Origin of the sequence: Paraplanobispora takensis (genome assembly GCF_016863195.1) — a bacterium.
GTDB lineage: Bacteria > Actinomycetota > Actinomycetes > Streptosporangiales > Streptosporangiaceae > Planobispora > Planobispora takensis.
On sequence record NZ_BOOK01000020.1, the window covers coordinates 120,864 to 139,504 of the forward strand.

General features: G+C 72.5%; 13 protein-coding genes and 1 pseudogene. 12 read left to right on the top strand and 2 right to left on the bottom strand.

Translation table 11 applies throughout. From position 1 onward, the window contains the following. Nucleotides 1–97 precede the first annotated feature (97 nt). From Pta02_RS14915 to pgfA (Pta02_RS41200), 4 genes and pseudogenes are all read left to right on the top strand, one after another. Complete coding sequence (locus Pta02_RS14915; protein ID WP_373872375.1) at nt 98–1,408, top strand: glycosyltransferase family 4 protein; 1,311 nt, start codon at nt 98–100, stop codon at nt 1,406–1,408. Further along, nucleotides 1,405–5,526, top strand: coding sequence for an alpha-(1->3)-arabinofuranosyltransferase (locus Pta02_RS14920; RefSeq protein WP_203875400.1), 4,122 nt, complete (start codon nt 1,405–1,407; stop codon nt 5,524–5,526). The genes Pta02_RS14915 and Pta02_RS14920 overlap by 4 nt, the downstream gene beginning before the upstream one ends. Continuing rightward, the gene (locus Pta02_RS14925) at nt 5,517–7,310 is read left to right on the top strand and encodes a hypothetical protein (RefSeq protein WP_203875401.1); all 1,794 of its coding nucleotides are present in this window, start codon (nt 5,517–5,519) and stop codon (nt 7,308–7,310) included. Before Pta02_RS14920 ends, Pta02_RS14925 begins: the two co-directional genes overlap by 10 nt. After that, nucleotides 7,310–8,194, top strand: a pseudogene (gene pgfA / locus Pta02_RS41200) (cell envelope lipid trafficking protein PgfA); the annotation flags it as partial. The gene Pta02_RS14925 and the pseudogene pgfA (Pta02_RS41200), both read left to right, overlap by 1 nt. A gap of 33 nt (nt 8,195–8,227) precedes the next feature. Here the strand turns inward: pgfA (Pta02_RS41200) and Pta02_RS14930 are convergent. Together Pta02_RS14930 and Pta02_RS14935 are read right to left on the bottom strand one after the other, a co-directional pair. Beyond that, nucleotides 8,228–8,995, bottom strand: coding sequence for a class I SAM-dependent methyltransferase (locus tag Pta02_RS14930; RefSeq protein WP_373872376.1), 768 nt, complete (start codon nt 8,993–8,995; stop codon nt 8,228–8,230). Nucleotides 8,996–9,066: 71 nt separating this feature from the next. Continuing rightward, the gene (locus Pta02_RS14935) at nt 9,067–10,293 is read right to left on the bottom strand and encodes an acyltransferase family protein (RefSeq protein WP_203875402.1); all 1,227 of its coding nucleotides are present in this window, start codon (nt 10,291–10,293) and stop codon (nt 9,067–9,069) included. A gap of 223 nt (nt 10,294–10,516) precedes the next feature. Between Pta02_RS14935 and Pta02_RS14940 the strand changes: the two genes are divergently transcribed. The 8 genes from Pta02_RS14940 (at nt 10,517) to pgfA (Pta02_RS14975) (ending at nt 18,638) form a co-directional block, all read left to right on the top strand. Then, entirely contained in the window at nt 10,517–11,170 is a 654-nt protein-coding gene (locus tag Pta02_RS14940) for an RNA polymerase sigma factor (RefSeq protein ID WP_203875403.1), read from the top strand. 41 nt (nt 11,171–11,211) lie between these two features. Then, nucleotides 11,212–11,460: an anti-sigma factor family protein gene (locus Pta02_RS14945; protein WP_203875404.1), complete on the top strand. Its 249-nt coding sequence runs from the start codon at nt 11,212–11,214 to the stop codon at nt 11,458–11,460. Between the two features lie 241 nt (nt 11,461–11,701). Further along, nucleotides 11,702–12,925: an ergothioneine biosynthesis glutamate--cysteine ligase EgtA gene (egtA, locus tag Pta02_RS14950; RefSeq protein ID WP_203875405.1), complete on the top strand. Its 1,224-nt coding sequence runs from the start codon at nt 11,702–11,704 to the stop codon at nt 12,923–12,925. Next, a complete protein-coding gene (gene egtB / locus Pta02_RS14955) occupies nt 12,922–14,223 on the top strand; it encodes an ergothioneine biosynthesis protein EgtB (protein ID WP_203875406.1) in 1,302 nt (433 codons plus the stop codon). The genes egtA and egtB overlap by 4 nt, the downstream gene beginning before the upstream one ends. Continuing rightward, nucleotides 14,223–15,002 (top strand): ergothioneine biosynthesis protein EgtC, encoded by a 780-nt coding sequence (gene egtC / locus Pta02_RS14960; RefSeq protein ID WP_203875407.1) that lies wholly within the window; start codon nt 14,223–14,225, stop codon nt 15,000–15,002. Before egtB ends, egtC begins: the two co-directional genes overlap by 1 nt. A gap of 97 nt (nt 15,003–15,099) precedes the next feature. After that, nucleotides 15,100–16,080 (top strand): L-histidine N(alpha)-methyltransferase, encoded by a 981-nt coding sequence (gene egtD, locus Pta02_RS14965; protein WP_203875408.1) that lies wholly within the window; start codon nt 15,100–15,102, stop codon nt 16,078–16,080. A gap of 26 nt (nt 16,081–16,106) precedes the next feature. Then, nucleotides 16,107–17,462 (top strand): ergothioneine biosynthesis PLP-dependent enzyme EgtE, encoded by a 1,356-nt coding sequence (egtE, locus tag Pta02_RS14970; protein ID WP_239130571.1) that lies wholly within the window; start codon nt 16,107–16,109, stop codon nt 17,460–17,462. A 237-nt stretch (nt 17,463–17,699) separates the two neighbouring features. Beyond that, on the top strand, nt 17,700–18,638 hold the full coding sequence (gene pgfA, locus Pta02_RS14975; RefSeq protein ID WP_203875410.1) for a cell envelope lipid trafficking protein PgfA: 939 nt from the start codon (nt 17,700–17,702) through the stop codon (nt 18,636–18,638). The last annotated feature ends 3 nt before the right edge of the window (nt 18,639–18,641 follow it).

An 18,641-nucleotide genomic window follows, 5' to 3' on the forward strand; every position in this document is an offset into this window, starting at 1 on the left:
CACCGGCGCACAGGGCCGGACGTCATTGATCGGCACGGAGTTCGGCTTCGCCATGCCCTGATCCGGGTGTGAGCCGCACGGAGACGAAGGAGAGATCGTGGCCTTATCCGGCGGGAAGACGGATGGCGCCTCGCGTACGCGGGCGCTGTCCTGGCCCCGGCTGAGCGTCGAGGCCGCGGCCACGCCCGAGGCGCCGCTGAGCGGGGTCCGGGTGGCCGTGCTGAACTTCCGGGAGCCCCGGCAGTCGGTGGCCGGCGGCGCCGAGGAGTACGCCTGGCAGGTCAGCCGCTATCTCCTCGCGCAGGGCGCCACGGTCGACTTCCTGACCAGCCGCGAGCCGGGGCAGGCCGCGGCCGAGCACGTCGACGGCATCGCGCTGCGCCGGATGGGCAACCGCTATCTCGTCTATCTGCTGGTCCCGCTCTGGCTGCTGTTCCACCGCCGCTCGTTCGACGTCGTGATCGACTCGATGAACGGCATCCCGTTCTTCTCGCCCCTGGTCGTACGGCGCCGCACCGCGGTCGTCTGCCTGGTGCACCACGTGCACGACCGGCAGTTCCACGCGTTCTTCCCCGCGTGGCTGGCCAGGATCGGCTGCTTCGTCGAGGGCCCGGTGGCCCGCCTGCTGTACCGCCGCCGCCTGACCGTCACGGTCTCCGAGTCCTCCAGGGACGACCTGCGCACGCGCCTGCGGTGGCTGGCGCCGATCCAGGTCGTGCCCAACGGCAGCCCGGCCGCCCGGCCGCTGGCCCGCCGCGCCGCCGACGGCGACCCGGCTCTGGTCTACCTCGGCAGGCTCGTCGGCCACAAGCGCGTCGAGCGCGTGATCGGGCTCGCCGCCGACCTGGGGGAGACCCACCCCGGCCTGCGCGTGCACGTCGTGGGCCGCGGGCCCGAGTCGGAGGCCCTGGCCGCCTTCGCCGCCGAGCGGGGCGTGGCCGACCGGGTCCGGCTGCACGGCTTCCTGGCCGAGCCGGAGAAGAACGCGCTGCTCGGCTCGGCGCTGCTGAACGTCACGGCCTCGGAGTTCGAGGGCTGGGGGCTGACGGTGATCGAGGCGGCCGCCTTCGGGGTGCCCACGGTGGCCTACGACGTCGCGGGTCTGCGCGACTCGGTCAGGGACGGGGTGACCGGCTGGCTCGTCAAGGAGGGCGAGCTGCTGTCCGACACGGTGGCCCGGGCGATCGGTGAGCTGTCCGACCCGGCGCGGCGCGCGGAGATCCACCAGGCATGCCGGACGTGGGCGAGTGAGTTCACGTGGGGCCGGACCGGCGCGTCGATAGTCGGTGCGATTCGTGCGGAGATGTCCAGAAGCAGGTACTCTGGCGCGTCCAAGCACAATCGCACGACCTGCATTGATCCGAGTCTCGTCCGGAACGAGCCCGAAACCCCGCTGAGTGCCAGTTGACCTTTGACGCATGGAACCGTCCTCGGACGGCTCACCCTGCGGAGTCTGAGTCTTCCCGGCTCCGGGGCTGGATCCAGCAGCTCGCCGGATGCCTTCTCCTCGGTGCGATCGCGTTCAACACCGCGCCCGACAGGATCATCGCCGAGACCAAGCTCGACATGGCGATCAACCCTCTCGGGTTCCTGTCTCGGGCGACACATCTGTGGGACGGGACGTTCTTCGGTCACCTGCAGAACCAGGCCCACGGGTACCTGTTCCCGATGGGGCCCTTCTACAGCCTCTGGCTCGCCCTCGACATGCCTGCCTGGAACGTCCAGCGGCTGTGGATGTCCGTCGTCCTGATCGTGGCCTTCCTCGGGGTGGTCCGGGTGGTCCGGGAACTGGGCGCCGGTTCGTCGGGCGCGGGGATCCTGGCCGGGCTCGCCTACGCGCTCGCCCCGCACGCCCAGGCGCTGATCGGCGTCAACTCGTCGGAGTTCCTGCCCAGCGCGATCCTCCCGTGGATACTGCTGCCGCTGATCAGAGGGGCGAGCGGCCGCACCACCCCACGCCGCGCCGCCGCTCTCTCCGCGGCGGCGCTGCTGCTGTGCGGCGGTGTGAACGCGGCGGCCGAGCTCGCCGTACTGGTCGTCCCGCTGCTCTATCTGCTCACCAGGCAGGGGGGCCCGCTCAAACGCAGGTTGCTCGCCTGGTGGCTGCCGCTGGTCGGGATGGCCGCTTTCTGGTGGCTGGCCCCGCTGCTCGTCATGGGCCGGCACATCTTCTCCTTCCTGCCCTTCATCGAGACGGCCTCGGCGACGAGCGGCGTGACCTCGCTGACCAACGTCGTCCGGGGGACGTCGAGCTGGCTCAGCTTCCTGCAGACGGACGGCAGGCCGTGGGTCGAGGCGTCCTTCGCCCAGGCCACCACGCCCTGGCTCATCGTGGTCACCTCTCTGGTGGCCGCTCTCGGGCTGGCCGGGCTGGCGCGCCGGAGCACCCCCGAGCGCCTCTTCCTCGTGCTCACCCTGCTGGTCGGCGTGATCATCGTCTCGGCCGGCCATGCCGGCCCGCTGGCCGGGTTCGTCCGGGAACTGCTCGACGGGCCGCTCGCGCCCTTCCGCAACCTGCACAAGTTCGACGCGCTGATCCGGCTCCCCCTCGCGGTGGGGCTGGCCGCTCTTGTGAGCGCGCGCGTGCGGATGCGGGTGCCGCTCCGCGTGACCGCGGTCGCTCTGAGCGGGCTCAGCCTCACTCCGGTCGCGCTGTCCGGGGTGTCCCCCGGCGGCTCGTTCTGGGAGGTGCCCGCCTACTGGCGGGAGGCGGTGACATGGCTCAACACCAACGCCTCCGACCAGATGGTCCTGGTCGTCCCCGGTTCCCGCAGGGGTGAGTACGACTGGGGACGCCCCATCGACGAGCCGCTCCAGCCGCTCCTGAGCGGTGCGCGCTGGGCCGCCCACACGAACGTGCCGTGGGGGTCTCCGGGCATCTCCCGGCTCCTGCAGGCTCTGGACGAGCGCTTCAGCGCCGGCAAGGGCTCGCTCGGGCTCGGCTCGACCCTCCGCCGCATGGGAGTGGGCTATCTCCTGGTCCGCAACGACCTCGACCGGGCCACGATCGGGGACGCCTGGCCCGCCCGGGTCCACGAGGCACTGGATGAGTCACCGGGTCTGTCCCGGGTGCGCGGCTTCGGCCGCCAGGTCGGGCAGGAGCAGAGCAACATCGCGGGGGCCTGGTTCGACCAGCCCTACGACGCCCTGGAGGTCTACAAGGTCGCGGGAGCCCCGGAGAAGGCCGGGACCCTGCCCGCCGAGCGCACGACGCGGGTCACCGGAGGCTCCGAGGCCGTGCTCACCCTCGCGGAGGAGGGGCTGCTCGGGGACGACCGGCCGGTGGTCATCGGGGACGACCCCGCGGCCTACCCGGTGTCCGGCGCGCACACCGTCGTCACCGACACGCTTCGACGCCGGGAGAACGTCTTCAGCGACCTGAGGAGGTCGGCGTCGGCGACCCTGACCGAGTCGGAACGCCCCGTGCGCTCGGCCGCCGCCGATGTGACCGACCCCGCCTGGACCCCCTACACCTCCGAAGCCGAGTACACCGGCATCGCCGGGCTCTCGGCCTCCTCCGCGGAGAGCTCCGCGAGCGCGCTGCCCGGCATGCGGGACCCGGGCCGTCAGCCGTTCGCGGCGGTCGACGGGGACGAACGGACGAGCTGGCGGTCGGACGGGTGGAACGATCCTGTCGGCGAATGGTGGGAGATACGCTTCATCGAGCCGATCGCGGTGCCGCGGATCACCGTGAGGTTCGAGCGCTCGGCCATCGGGCCTCGGGTGACCGAGGCCGCGGTGGAGACCGACTCCGGCAGGTCGGTGTCGGCGATCACCTCGGCCGACGAGCAGGTGCTGACCGGGCCCGCCGGGACCACGTCCCGGCTGCGGATCCGCATCACCGCCGTGGAGGGCGCGCGCAGCGGCCGGGTGGGACTGTCCGAGGTGACGATTCCGGGGACGCGGGCCGGCCGGACCATCTCCGTGCCGGACGTCCGCGGAGGTCACGGCGAGACCATGGTGCTGGCCAGGACCGACGACCTCTCCCCGTGCATGCGGGGTTCCTACGCCTGGACCTGCGACGATCGGCTGGGGATCCAGGGTGAGGACGGTTACGGGTTCGACCGCAGGGTGGTGAGCCCGGAGATCGGCGACTGGGACATCACCGGCCGGGCCGTGCTCACCGACCCGAAGACCGCCCAGCAGCTGGTGACGCTGCCCGACTCCTATCCCAAGGTGACCGCGTCGTCCACGATCGCCGACCATCCGGCGGTCCTGGGCCGGGCCGCGTTCGACGGGGACAACCGTACGATCTGGTACGCCGACCCGCTCGACCGGCGGCCCACGCTCACCGTGGATCTGGGACGCACGATGCAGGTCTCCCAGCTCAAGCTCCGGTTCCCCGACTCCTACCTCGGCCTGCCGCCGGTCCGGGTGACCGTCCGCAACGAACGCGGCGTGGCCCGCTCGGGCTGGCCCGGATCCGGGGGCTGGCTGCAGCTCGCTCCGGTGCGGGCGAAGGTCCTCACCCTCGAGTTCGAGACGGCGGCCTCGCGCCCGCTCGAACTGGTCGACGTCTCGATCCCGGGCGTCGGCGGCGTGCCCGACCTGGAGAGCTTCCCGCTCCAGCTGCCCTGCGGGTACGGCCCCATGCTCACGGTGGGCGGCAACGAGGTCCCCACCGAGATCGTCGAGGGCACGCTGGGGGACGTGCTGAACGGCAGGGAGGTCGTCTACCGCGCCTGCACACGGGTCTCGGTGGGACTGGGAGGGATCCGTGTCACCGCCGGGCACGAGGACCCGTTCCGGGTGCGGTCGGTGGTGATCCGCGGCAGCCGGGACGAGGAATCCGACGTGGTCACCATGCAGCCGGTCGAGATCGAGCGCTGGGACGCGAGCACCCGGCAGGTACGGGTCGCCACGTCCGCTGTCTCCTATTTCGTGGTCAACGAGAACTTCAACAGCGGCTGGAAGGCCACGCTGGGAGGGCGGGAGCTCACCGCCGTCCGCCTCGACGGCTGGCGGCAGGCGTGGCTGTTGCCGGCCCGCGCCTCCGGCACCGTGACGATGCACTACGTCCCCGACGACCATTACCGGGCCTCGCTCCTGGCCGGGGCCGTGCTCGCCCTGATCGTGGTGGTCCAGGCGCTCTGGCCCGTACGCGGACGGCCGGGCCGGCCCGCGGCCCGCCCCGCCGCACCGCGCGTGGCCGTCCTGGTCATGCCGGTGCTCGGATTCTGGGTCCTCGGCCTGCCCGGAGCCGTGGTCGCCTCACTGGGCTGTCTCCTCACCGTCTGGGCTCAGCGGGTGGCGGGCGCCGAGCACCTCGCCGACGGCTGGATCAGCCGGATCGCCGGAGTCGTCCGCTCCCCCCTCGTGCCCGCGGGATTCTTCGCGCTGGCCGGGGTCACGCTGGCCGCGGGACTTCCGGACTGGACGGGGCAGTGGGCCGCGCTCGCCGCCCTGAGCACACTGGCGTCGGGCTTGCGTCCCACCCCGCTGCGACACAATCTGGGGAGGCCCGCGTCAGCGCGCGCCGTGGCCGTGCCCGATTCCGGATCGACACCGGAGTACTCATGGATCTGATGCAGAAGCTGGAGACGGTCCGGCCCCGTGGAGAGACGGGGACGCGCTCCGGCCGGGTGACGCTCGCCTGCGCGCTCCTTCTGCTCCTGGTACAGGCCGTCATGAAGGCGCTGGTCGTCTCCCAGGCGTACTTCAAGGAGGACGACTTCGCCTACGCGGCCAGGGCGGTGGAGCACGGGTTCGACCCGGGGCGGCTGGCGACGGTCTACCTCGGCCAGTTCATGCCGGGGGGCTTCGCCCTCGACTGGGTCGTGACGCGGCTGGCGCCGTACGACTGGGCCGTGACGGCCACGCTCATCGTGGCCGCGCACACACTGGCGGGGCTGGCCGTCTACCACATGCTGACCACCGTGTTCGGCACGCGTCCGCTGGTGCTCGTCCCGCTGACGCTGTTCGTCCTCGCTCCGGCGTCGGTTCCCGTGCTCACCTGGTGGGCGGCGGCGCTGAACACCGTCCCGCTGCAGATCGCGTTGCCGATGGCCGTCGCCGCGCACGTGCGCCACCTGCGCACGGGGCGGAAGCGGTACGCGGCGGCCGCGATCGCCTGGACGGTCCTGGGGATGCTCTTCTTCGTCAAGGCCGCGGTCATCCCCGTGCTGCTCGTGGCGCTGACGTGGGCCTACTTCGGCGGGCTGCGCGGCCGGGGACGGCTGTGGCTCGCCTACGGCGGCACGCTCGCGGCGTTCGTCGGCTTCTACGTGGTCCGTTCCGTCGACACCCCGCCCGGCATGGGCGGGTTCCCTCCGGTCGAGGAAGGCCTGGGCTTCGTGGGGAACCTGCTCGGCCGCACCTTCCTGACCACGGCGGTGGGCGGTCCGTGGAACTGGTTCGCCGGTCCGGACCGTGCCGTGGCCTCACCCCCCTGGGGACTGGTCGGCCTCTCGGCGCTGGTCGTCGCGGTGCTGCTGTGGGCGACGGTGCGCTACCGCCGACGCGCGCTCGCGGCCTGGGCGATCCTGCTGGGCTGGGTGGTCATGGCGGACGTGCCGCCGCCGCTGTACGGGCGGGTCTATCTGGCGGGCAGCTTCCTCGGCATGGACACCCGCTACATCGCCGACGCCCTTCCCGTCCTGGCCCTGGTGGCCGGGCTCCTGACACTGCCGATCCTCGGCGAGGAGCGGCCCTGGCGGCGACCGCTTCCCAGGACGGAGGCGGTGTACGCGACAGGCGGTCTGCTGGTGGGAGGGTTCGTGGTGGCCTCGCTGGTCTCCGTCAACGGCTTCGCCGGCCACCTCGGGGCCCAGGACAAGTTCGCCTACCTCGCCACCGCGCGCGCGTCGCTGGCCGGAGTGCAGAAGCACCAGGTCGTCTTCGACTCGCCGGTGCCGGATTTTCTGCTGTCGTCCGGCTATGGGGAGTACGGCCTGACCTCACGGGTGCTGTCGCCGCTGGCGGGCGAGGCGCTCAGGGAGCGCATGCGCACCCCCGTGGCCTCGACGGACGGGCTCGTCTTCGACCGGGAAGGGCGGTTGCGGCCGGTGGACGTCCAGGGCGCCAAGCAGGACCCGCCGGGCGGATGCTGGCCACGGCGGCGCAACCAGATCACGATCCCGCTGCCCGGCACCGGAGAGCTGGCGCGGTTGGGCACCTGGGCCGAGGAGCGGACTGAGATCGTCGTGCTGGCGGGCGACACCAAGCACCGGGTCACCCTGCCCGAAGGGCTGAGCCAGGTCTATGTGCCGATCTCGGACCGGGTACGGCAGATCGAGATCATCGGTGTCACCGCCGGGGGCACGGTCTGCATGGGGGACGTCAAGGCCGGAACGGCCGTCCCCGCGCCATGATGAGGACCTTGGGCGGCCGCCGGGTCGCGTTGCTCGCGGCCAGCTCGTTCGCGCTGATCCTGGCGGCGCTGCTGCGCTTCTTCGTCTATCCGGGGATCGCGGTCCATCCGCGCGAACCGTATCCCTCGACGGTCCATCTGGCCGCGACCGGCGCCGTCTACTTCGACTGGGCCAGACTCCGGCTCCACCAGGGCGAGCCGATCTACCGGACCGTCATCCTGCAGGCGGACTCCTTCGAGGGGGACGAGGACACCTCGATCTGGACCGAGCTGGCCACGACCAACGACGAGTCGGGGGCGCGGATCGCGTACCAGGAGCGCAGGGTGGCCTTCGACCGGAGGACGGGGCTCAGCGAGAACTGCTGCGGGCAGTACGTCGGCTCCCGGCGCGACGCGCGGCAGCCGGGCCTGGCCTTCCGCTGGCCCGTGAACGCCCGGCCGGTGGCCTACCCCTTCTTCGACCCCGTCACGCTCAGCGACGCCCGGATGCGCTACACCGGGGAGGAGACCCTGCGCGGCCTGCGCGTCTACCGGTATGAGCAGGACACCCAGCCGGTCAAGGTCGAGGACGTGGCCGATCCGCTGCCGGGCTCGCTCGTCGGCTTCCCCGGTCGCGCCGTCAGGGTCGCCAGGTACGCCGAGTCGGCCCGCGTCTACTGGGTGGAGCCCCGCAGCGGGCTGCCGATCAAGATCGAGGAGCGTGTCCGGGAGACCCTGCGCACGGCCGACGACCAGGAGCGGCTGGTGGTGTTCGACGCGACCCTGCGCACGATGGAGCCGGACGTCGCGATGCTCGCCGAGGCGGCGGCGGGCATCGTCGGCCGGGTCCGGCTGATCGAGACGATCGCCCCGGCCGTGCTCGCCGGTCTCGGCGCGCTCGCGCTGGGCGCGAGCGCGCTGCCCGAGCGGCGCAGGCGGTCAGCGGCGGCGCAGGACCAGCAGGAGGTTCCAGGTGACGAACTCCCGGAGACCGGGGATCTGAATCACCGGGCCGGCCCAGTGGGGATGATAGCGGGGCAGCGCGTCGACGACGTCGATCTCTGAGCAGGCCCTGGCCCACCTCAGCGCGGCGCCCACGGACACGGCGTACATGCTCTCACCGTAGACGTTCTTCGGCCGCTTGCCGCGGACGCGTTCGTAGCGCCGCGCGGCCCGGTGGCCGCCCAGGTAATGCCAGGGAGAGGTCTCGTGACCGCCCCACGGCGAGAGCCAGTTGGTGAAGGAGAGATAGATCAGGCCGCCCGGCCGGGTCACCCGGACCATCTCGCCGGTCATCCGCCACGGGTCCGGAACGTGTTCCAGCACGTTCGAGGAGAAGCAGACGTCGACCGCGCCGTCGCGGAGCGGGAGGTCCAGTGCGCTCCCCAGGATCGCGCCCTCCGGCGGGGACCCGTCCCGCATGCTCATCTCACCGGCGTCGCAGTCGACGCACACCGGCCGGGCGCCCGCCTCCCGCAGGGCGTCGGCGAAGTAACCCGGGCCGCCGCCCACGTCCAGGACGAGCTTTCCGGCGAGCGGGGTGTAGGCGGTCAGCTGGGCGACCGTGTCCCGGGCCAGCAGCCCGTAGAAGAAGTCAGGGTCGGTCTGCTCCTTCCTGAAGGCGCTGAACAACCGCACCGACCGGCGCAGATCGGCGCGGAAGGGCTCGGCGGCCCGCATCGGTTCCACTGACGAGGTGTCGGTCATCTGTCGGGCGTCCTCACTGCCGAAGGTCGTTGTCATGGGTCCGGCCGAGTGCCCGGCCGGCGGTGCGCGTCTCAGGATGCCTTCGGGACGCGTCGTCGTGAGCCGAGGCGCCGGGCGGGCTCCTCGACGAACCGGTAGGTGAGGTCGGCGAGCACCAGTGTGAAGAACGTCACCGCGACCAGGTTGACCGCGAAGTTGCCGGTCCAGGGTTCCTGGCCGGTCACCTCGTACCAGAGGAACAGGACGACGAACTGCCACAGGAAGACGCCGTAGGAGACCTTGCCCAGATAGCGCATGATCCGGTGGCTGAGGAACCTGGTCAGCGGTGTGCGCTCCGGGGTGGGCAGCGCGATCGGGGCGACCAGGGCCATGGCCACGATGCTGTAGAGCACCAGCTCGAACAGGCCGGTCCACAGGTTCTCCACGCCGAGGAAGCGCACCCCGGTGACCGGCGACGCCGCGAAGGCGAACGCCGTCGCCGCCACCAGCCAGCACGATCCCCAGGCTGCGGCGACGGCGCGGGACAGCCGGGCCGCGGGTCCCTCCGGTTCGGACCGGGCCCAGACCGCGAGCACCGCCAGTGCCATGCCGGCGGCGAAGTACGTCATCGAGCGGGGCAGCCAGAGGTTCAGGTGCGGCTGGTAGAACGGGACGAACGCGAACACGGCCCAGACGTAGGAGACCGCCGCCATCGCGGCCAGCCCCGTGAGCGCCCGCCGGGCCCGCGTCGCCGGGCTGTGCCCGCCCCGGCGTGCGTAGCGGCTCAGGGCGGCGGCGAGGAGGGGGAGGACGAGGTAGAAGCTCATCTCCACGGAGAGGCTCCACATCTGGGCCAGCCCCTTGGGGCCCAGCCCGAACCACCAGGGGTCGGGGTTGTAGTTCTGGCCCAGCAGGAGGAGATAGAGCCACGTGCCGACGTCCGCCACGTGGTCGCGGGACCAGATGAGCATCGCGACCACGACGACGATCCAGTAGGCGGGAAGGATGCGCAGCCCGCGCTTGCGCAGGTAGAGGCGGACGTCCGGGGACGGGGCGTCGAGGATCGCGGCGGCGGCGAACGGCCGGTAGAGCAGCAGGCCGGACAGGATGAAGAAGATGGGGACGCCGATGTCGCCGCGGGAGAGCAGCGCCCCGGCGAAGCCGTCCCTGAGCGCCTCACCGGACTCGATGGCCACGTGGTACAGCAGAACGGTGAGGGCCGCGACGGCGCGCATGCCGTCGAGGGCGTCCAGATGGCCGAAGACGGCCGGAGAGCCCGGTCGGACGGCGGGTTCCAACCTGGAGCTTGTTTCGGTCACTATCCGTGTCCCTGGGGGCGTGGGCGATCGGCGTCACTAACATACTGGCGAGTAGGACATGATTTAAGACCTTTTGCCCCATCACGCCCGCTACGGGCGGCACGGTCTCGACTTCGAGGGCCCGTGATGGTGGTATCGGGAATGTCGTACGTCCGTGCCAGGATCGGCGGGTGGGGCGTCACCACGCCGTGGACGTTCCGATGTCCCCGACGAGAAGGAAACGATGGTGGCTTTCGCGGGTGGCACACTGCCCCCGGACGACGTCGTCGTCGCGGCTCTCCGCGCCGGAGACGAGGCGATGTTCGCGACGTTGCTCGACGCCTGGTCGAGGGGGATGCTGCGGCTGGCCCGCTCCTACGTCTCCACCGGTGAGTCCGCGCAGGAGGTCGTGCAGGACGCCTGGCTGGCGGTGATCGAGGGGATCGACGGATTCGAGGGCCGCTCGTCGGTCAAGACGTGGGTCCACCGGATCCTGATCAACACGGCCAAGAAGCGCAGCGCCCGCGAGGAGCGGGCGGTCCCGTGGAGCAGCGTCTTCGAGCGGGGAGAGGGGGCCGCCACCGGCCTGCCGGGCGCCGCCGACGGGGCCGAGCCGCCGCCGGCCTTCTGGAAACGGTTCTCCGCCGTCCGGCCGACCCCGGAGGACGAGGCGCTCGCCTCGGAGGTGCGCGAGCAGATCGCGGAGGCGCTGGCCGGGCTGCCGGTCAGGCAGCGGGTCGTGATCACGCTTCGCGACGTCGAGGGGTGCACTTCCGAGGAGGTCTGCGAGATCCTGGACATCTCCACGGCCAACCAGCGGGTCCTGCTCCACCGCGCCCGGTCGTGGGTGCGGGAGCGGATGAAGGCCTACCTCGAGACGGTGGGGCGGCCGGACTAAGTGAAACGGTTCAACATGACACAGGTAAGGCGGTCGGCGTCGTGAAGCGGTTCAGCTGCGGCGAGGTGGTGGAACTCACCCCCGCCTACCTCGACGACGGCCTCGACGAGCCGGTGCGGCTGCTGCTGGAGGAGCACCTGGTGTGCTGCCGTGAGTGCGGGCGCGACCTCGACCAGTTCCGCACCGTCATCGGCGCGCTCGGCGCGCTGCCGCCCGAGCCGCCGGAGGGCCTCCGCGAGGACGTGCGCGACCGGCTGATGTCGGCCTTCCGCGGCCGGAAGGGCCACTGAGCCGGAGGCCCACGCCCGCGCCTTTGCGCGGGAAGGGTTCCCCGTGCCTTCGAGACGCGGGATCCGCGCCCGCATCCCTTGAGCCGGGGAAATCCGCGTCATCCGCGCCTTCGAGCCGGGATCGCCCGGCTCCCGATCCGGGGCCGTCCGGATCTTTTTGAAGATCTTTTCCCCATCTCCGTAACGTTCGCGCGCCCGGCGGGTCTGTAGATCCCATGCGCGTCGGACGGAGGGGGAGAGGATGGCCGGTCTGGTGATCGAGGAGACACCGATCCGGGACGGCTCGCAGGTGGAGCGCTTCGCGCGCACCTGCTTCGGCGTCTCCGGCGATCAGGTGGGGATCGAGCTGGAGTTCCTGGTCTACGACCGTACGGCCGTCGCCCGCCACGTCCCCCTGACCGAGGTCGAGCCGATCCTCCCCGAACTGCCGGGCGGCAGCCGGGTGACCTTCGAGCCCGGCGGCCAGCTCGAACTGTCCGGCCCGGCCGGCCCGCCGGCGGAGGCGATCGCGGCCCTGGCGGCCGACGTCGGCCTCGTGCGCGGGGTCCTGCGGGAGGCGGGCCTGGCGCTGGCCGGGGTGGGCCTCGACCCGGTACGGCCGCCGCGGCGCCAGCTGCGCCTGCCCCGCTACGAGGCGATGGCGGAGTTCCTGGGCCGGCCGTACGGCGCGCTGATGATGTGCTCCACCGCGTCGATCCAGGTCAACCTGGATCTGGGCGACCGGCCCGCCGCGCGGTGGGAGCGGGCGCACGCGCTGGGACCGGTGCTGAGCGCGGCCTTCGCCAACTCGCCGCTGCGCGAGGGCCGGCCGACGGGCTGGATGTCGGGCCGCCAGGCCGTCTGGGAGCGGCTGGACCGCACGCGGACGGCTCCGGTCCCCTCCACCGGCGACCCGGTGGAGGACTGGGCCCGCTATCTCCTCGACGCCCGGCTCATGCTGGTGCGCGAGGACGGGGGAGGGTGCCGTCCGGTCCGCGACGGCTCGACGTTCCGCGACTGGCTGGGCGCGCGGGGACGCCCGCCGACCATGGAGGACCTGCTCTACCACGCCACGACGGTCTTCCCCCCGGTCCGGCCCCGGGGCTGGCTGGAGATCCGCTATCTCGACGCCCAGCACGCGGCGGACTGGCCGGTGTGCGCGGCGGTGACCCACGCTCTGGTGACGGACGACCGCGCGGCCGACGCGGCGCTGGCCGCGTGCGAGGCCCACCGGGACGCCTGGGTGCGGGCGGCGCGCTGCGGCCTGGCGGACCCGCCGCTGAGACGGGCCGCCGAGGCCTGCTTCCGCGCCGCGATCGAGGCGCTGCCCCGGCTTGGGGTCCCCGCGCACCTGGTCGGCGAGGTCTCCGCCTTCGCCGACCGCCACGTGACGACCGGGCGGTCCCCGGCCTGCGACCTGATGGACCTGGTGAACCGGCCCGGACGGCACCTGCCGGCCTGGCTGATCGAGGAAGGGCGGGCATGAACGACGTCAAGGAGCGCATCGCCGCGCAGCTGGCCGCCGTACGGGGGCGGTCGCTGACCTATACCGACGCCGAGGACGACCTGCTGCTGCGCCAGCACTCGGCGCTGATGTCCCCGCTGGTGTGGGACCTGGCGCACGTCGGCAACTACGAGGAGCTGTGGGTGCTGCGGGAGGCGGGCGGCATCACGCCGCTGCGCCCGGAGATCGACGACATCTACGACGCCTTCAAGCACCCGCGCAAGGACCGCCCGTCCCTGCCGATCCTGGGACCGGGGGAGGCACGCCGGTACATCTCGGGCGTGCGGGGCCGGGTGCTGGACGTGCTGGACGCCATCGACCTGGAGGACCCCGACCCGCTGCGCCGCGGCGGTTTCGTCTTCGGCCTGGTGATCCAGCACGAGCACCAGCACGACGAGACGATGCTGGCCACGCTGCAGCTGTCGAGACAGCCGGGCCTGGTCCGCGACGGGGAGCTGCCGCCCGGCCGGGCCGCGGGGCCGGCGGAGGTGTTCGTCCCCGCCGGGCCCTTCACGATGGGCACCGACACGCTGCCGTGGGCCTACGACAACGAGCGCCCGGCCCACCGGGTCGAGCTGCCCGCCTACTGGATCGACCGGTTCCCCGTCGGCAACGCCGCCTACGCCGCCTTCATCGAGGACGGCGGCTACGACGACCCGCGCTGGTGGTCGGCCGAGGGCCGGCGATGGCGGCAGGAGAGCCGCGCCTTCGCCCCGCTGTTCTGGACCAGGGAGGGCGGCGCCTGGTGGCGCACCCGCTTCGGGCGGATGGAGCCGGTGCCCATGGACGAGCCGGTCCAGCACGTGTGCTGGTACGAGGCCGACGCCTACGCCCGCTGGGCGGGCAAGCGGCTGCCGACCGAGGCCGAGTGGGAGAAGGCCTGCGGCTGGGACCCCGAGGCGGAGCGGGCGCGGCGCTATCCCTGGGGCGACGACGACCCCGGGCCCGGCCGGGCCAACCTCGGCCACCGCGCGGCGCGCCCCGCCCCGCTGGGCGCCTATCCCGCCGGGGCGAGCGCCTACGGCGTGGAGCAGATGATCGGGGAGGTGTGGGAGTGGACGGACTCCTGCTTCCTGCCGCACCCGGGCTTTCGCAGCTTCCCCTACCGGGAGTACAGCGAGGTCTTCTTCGGCGGCGACTACCGGGTCCTGCGCGGCGGATCGTGGGCCGCGGACCCGGCCGTGGTCCGCACGACGTTCCGCAACTGGGACTACCCGATCCGCCGGCAGATCTTCTCCGGCTTCCGCTGCGCCCGCTCGGCCTCCCCGGAGCAGGCGTAATGTGCCGTCACGCGGCGTGGCTGGGCGCCCCGCGCACCCTCGCCTCGCTGATCCACGAGCCGGAGTACGGCCTGCTCACGCAGTCCTACGCGCCCCGTCTGCAGCGCTACGGCACGGTCAACGCCGACGGCTACGGCATGGGCTGGTACGGCCCCGGCCAGGACGAGCCGGTCCGCTACCGCCGTACGGTCCCCGTCTGGGGTGACGCCAACCTGCCCGGACTGGCGCGCGCCGCCCGCTCGCACTGCCTGCTGGCGGCCGTGCGCTCGGCCACCGTCGGCATGCCGATCGAGGAGACGGCCACCGCGCCCTTCGCCGACGGGCGGTGGCTGCTCAGCCACAACGGCCGCGTCGACCGGGACGCGGTCAGGGACCTCGCCGACGACCTGCCCGGCGGCGCGGAGAGCCCCTGCGACTCCGCGTGGCTGGCCGCCGGGGTGTTCGCGCGGCGCCGCGCCGGGCTCCCGCTCGGCGAGGCGCTGGCCGAGGTCGTCGTCCACGCCGGGGCCAAGGATCCCGGCGCCCGGTTGAACCTGCTCGCCTGCGACGGGACGTCGCTGGCCGCGACCGCCTGGGGCGACACCCTCTTCTTCCACGACTCCCTCCACGGCTCCCCGCCCGGCGACGCCCGTGAGGACCTCCTCCACCGCGCAGAGGATCCCGGCGGCGGCGTGCTCGTGGCGAGCGAGCCGCTGGACGGACGGCCCGGCTGGCGGGCCGTACCGGAGCGGAGCCTGCTGCTCGTCTCGGCCGGGGAGGTCCGCCTCCGGCCGCTGTGATCCACCGGCCGTGATCCACCGGCATCCGTCATGTCCCACCGGCTGTGATCCGCCCGCGCACCGGCATCCGTCACATCCCACCGACCCAGGAGACTTCATGCCCGTCCGTCAGTCAGCCGTGCACATGATCGACCACCTCGACCGCGACCATCTGCGCCGGGCCCTCGAACACGACGTCCGAGCCGGCCTGACGGCGACGCCCAAGCAGCTGCCGCCCAAGTGGTTCTACGACGCCGCGGGCAGCGAGCTGTTCACCCGCATCACCCGGCTGCCCGAGTACTACCCGACCCGCAGGGAGCTGGCCATCCTGAAGACGCGGGCCGGCGACATCGCCGCGGCCGGCGGGGCGGACACGCTGGTCGAGCTCGGCTCGGGGACCAGCGAGAAGACCGTCCTGCTGCTGGAGGCCCTCACCTCGGCGGGGACGCTGCGCACCTACACGCCGGTGGACGTCGACGCGCTCACCCTGGCCGAGGCGGGCCGGCGGATCGCCGCCGGGTTCCCCGGGCTCACCGTGCGGGCGGTCTGCGCCGACTTCGAGCGCCACCTCGGCCTGCTGCCGCGCACCGGCCGGCGCATGGTGGCCTTCCTCGGCGGCACCATCGGCAACCTCGACCCCGCCGCGCGGGAGGTGTTCCTGAAGGACCTGCGCGCCACCCTGCGCCCCGGCGACACGTTCCTGCTGGGGGCGGACCTGGTCAAGGACACCGGCCGGCTGGTGGCGGCCTACGACGACGCGGCCGGGGTGACGGCCGCCTTCAACCGCAACGTCCTGCACGTGATCAACCGGGAGCTGGCGGCCGACTTCGAGCCGGACGCCTTCGAGCACGTCGCGCTGTACGACGAGCGGCACGACTGGATCGAGATGCGGCTGCGCGCGACCCGGGACATGCGGGTGACGATCGGCGGCCTCGGCCTGACGGCGTCGTTCGCCGCCGGGGAGGAGATGCGCACCGAGATCAGCGCCAAGTTTCGCTTGGAAGGGCTGCGGGACGAGCTCGCCGCCGCCGGGTTCGCGACCCTGCGCCAGTACACCGACCCCACCGGGGACTTCAGCCTCACCCTGGCCGGTGCATGACCGCCGGAGCCGGTGGAGCCCGGCCGGTGCGCGGTCACCCGGGCCCGGGAGGCGGTGACCCACGCGGTACGGCGGCGGTCGCGGCGGCCTGGCGGACGGCGCGGTCCAGCGTGCCGCCCGGCCATCTCGACGCCGCCGGGTGCAACGTCCCCAGCGACCGGGTGCTCGACGCCGTCGTCGGTCACCTGCGGCGGGAGCGCGAGGTGGGCGGTTACGGCGCGGTGGCGGATCTGGGTACGGCCAGGTCCGCGCTGGCCGCCCTGGTCGGCGCTCACGCGCGCGACGTCGCCTTCCTGGAGAGCGGGACGGCGGCGACGGCGGCGCTGCTCGGCGGGTGGCGGCTGGCCCCGGGCAGCCGCGTCGGCCACATCCGCACCGAGTACGGCAGCACGCTCATGCTGCTGCGCCGCCTGGCCGCCGAGCGGGGGATACGGCTGGTCGAGGTGCCCGTGGACGGCGACTCCCGCGTCGACCTGGACGCCCTGCGGGAGGTGCTGGCCGGCGGGCTGGACCTGCTGACCGTCCCGCACGTCGCCTCGCACCGGGGCGTCGTACAGCCGGCCCGGGAGATCGGGCGGCTGTGCCGCGAGGCCGGCGTGCCCCTGGTCCTCGACGTGTGCCAGTCCCTCGGGCACGTGGACACCGGCGGCATCGGCGCCGCCGCCTACGTCGGGACCTCCCGCAAGTGGCTGGCCGGGCCGCGCGGGGTCGGCTTCCTGATCGCACCCGGCCTGGCCGGACCCGGCGGGGGGAGCCAGGAGGGCGGCCGGAACGGGCGGGAGAGCGCGGACGGGTTCGGGCCGGCGGGCGCGGACGGGCTGGGGCGGGAGGCGGACGGGCTGGGGCGGGAGGCGGACGGGTTCGGGCCGACAAGCGCGGATGGGCTGGGGCGGGTGATGGACGCCGCGGCACCCTCGCTCGGGGGGCACCTCTGGGTGGGCGGGCAGCCGTCGCCGCTGGCGGGCGCGGCCAGGTACGAGAGCGCCGAGGCGTCGATGGCGGCGCGGTCCGGGCTGGGCGTCGCCGTACTGGAGCACCACGCGCTGGGCCCGGCCGCCCTCCGCGCCCGGCTGGCGGAGCTGGGCGTCACGGCCCGACGGCTGCTGGACGGGGCCGGTGGCTGGCGGGCGGGCGAGCCGCTCGACGAGCCGTCCGCCGTCGTCACCCTGCGACCGCCGCCCGGCGCGGACCCCGTGGCGGCGGTCGAGGAGGCGGGAGCCCGGGCGGCCGCGGCGTCGTTGCTGGTGGGCACCGTACCGGTGGCCAGGGCGCCGCTGGACATGGCCGCACCCGTGCTGCGCGTCTCGCCCTCCCCGGGCGCGGAGGAGGAGAGTCTGCACGCCCTCGCGCGGATCCTGGCGGGCCGGCCGGTCAGCGCCTGACGAATACGGCGAAAGAGATGATCGCGCGCACCCCGCCGAGGGCGTCCGGGCGTCCGGCCGCTACGGGAAAACCCGGCTCGACGACGGGTTTCAGCCTAGAACTTGTTTCGGTCACTTTTCCGCATCCCTGAGTGACGTGGGTGATCGGCGTCACTAACATACTGGCGAGTAGAACGTGATTTAAGTATCTTTCACCCCCCATACCCCTGCATTGCGGGAAGCTCCTCAGGAGGATCAATGCGCCGAGTAGTCGGAGTTGTTCTCTTAGCCATCGGGGCATTCCTCATCGTCCTGGCGCCGTTGGTGCGGTTCCAGATCGGCGGCAATCTCATCGCGGCGCCCGCCGACCAGTACGGGGTCAGCAAGCTGGAGGCGTCGGGAGCCCAGTACTTCAGCATCAAGGACCTCAAGGTGCTGACCGGTGATCTCGGCATCACCGTGACCACCCGCGGAGACGTGTCCCAGGCCCAGGGTGACACGGTCGTCTGGGACGAGTTCACCGCGGTCAACGATGTGACGAACAACAATCCCGGCATCTCGATCACCGAGCGCCGCAGCGCCTTCGACAAGTACACCGGCGAGGGCGTCACCTGCTGCGCGGTGAACATCGACAAGAAGCCGATCAAGATCGAGGGCCAGGTCTACAAGTGGCCCTTCGACGTGGAGCAGAAGACCTACAAGGTGTTCAACTCCACCGCGGCCCAGGCCTTCGACGCCAAGTTCGCCGGTGAGGACCAGGTCAACGGCGTTCCGGTCTACAAGTTCGAGCAGACCGTGCCGCCGACCAAGACCGAGACCCGCTCGGTCCCCGCCTCGGTGATGGGGGTGACCGACGCGACCGGCGACGTCCAGGTGGACCGCGTCTACGAGGGCAAGAACACCTACTGGATCGAGCCCACGACCGGCTCGCCCGTCAAGCAGGAACAGCAGCGCAACGAGGTCCTGCGGACCCAGGACGGCGCGCACAGCATCACCGCCTTCTCCGCGACCGCGAGGATGACCCCCGAGACGGTCAACGACCTGGTGTCCAACGCCACCAGCGCGAAGAACCAGATCACCATGATCAAGGTGACGCTCCCGCTGGTCCTGCTCCTGGTCGGCCTCGCCCTGCTGATCGTCGGCTTCTTCGTGCTCCGCAGCGCCGGCGGCAGCCGAAGCGTCAACGGCAAGGCGTGACGA

What these genes read in the sequence shown, in the direction of transcription:
- egtB (WP_203875406.1), top strand. Translation starts at nt 12,922, where the DNA reads ATGAACGACGTCAAGGAGCGCATCGCCGCGCAGCTGGCCGCCGTACGG.
- Pta02_RS14925 (WP_203875401.1), top strand. Translation starts at nt 5,517, where the DNA reads ATGGATCTGATGCAGAAGCTGGAGACGGTCCGGCCCCGTGGAGAGACG.
- egtA (WP_203875405.1), top strand. Translation starts at nt 11,702, where the DNA reads ATGGCCGGTCTGGTGATCGAGGAGACACCGATCCGGGACGGCTCGCAG.
- egtD (WP_203875408.1), top strand. Translation starts at nt 15,100, where the DNA reads ATGCCCGTCCGTCAGTCAGCCGTGCACATGATCGACCACCTCGACCGC.
- egtC (WP_203875407.1), top strand. Translation starts at nt 14,223, where the DNA reads ATGTGCCGTCACGCGGCGTGGCTGGGCGCCCCGCGCACCCTCGCCTCG.
- pgfA (WP_203875410.1), top strand. Translation starts at nt 17,700, where the DNA reads ATGCGCCGAGTAGTCGGAGTTGTTCTCTTAGCCATCGGGGCATTCCTC.
- Pta02_RS14930 (WP_373872376.1), bottom strand. Translation starts at nt 8,995, where the DNA reads ATGACCGACACCTCGTCAGTGGAACCGATGCGGGCCGCCGAGCCCTTC.
- Pta02_RS14940 (WP_203875403.1), top strand. Translation starts at nt 10,517, where the DNA reads ATGGTGGCTTTCGCGGGTGGCACACTGCCCCCGGACGACGTCGTCGTC.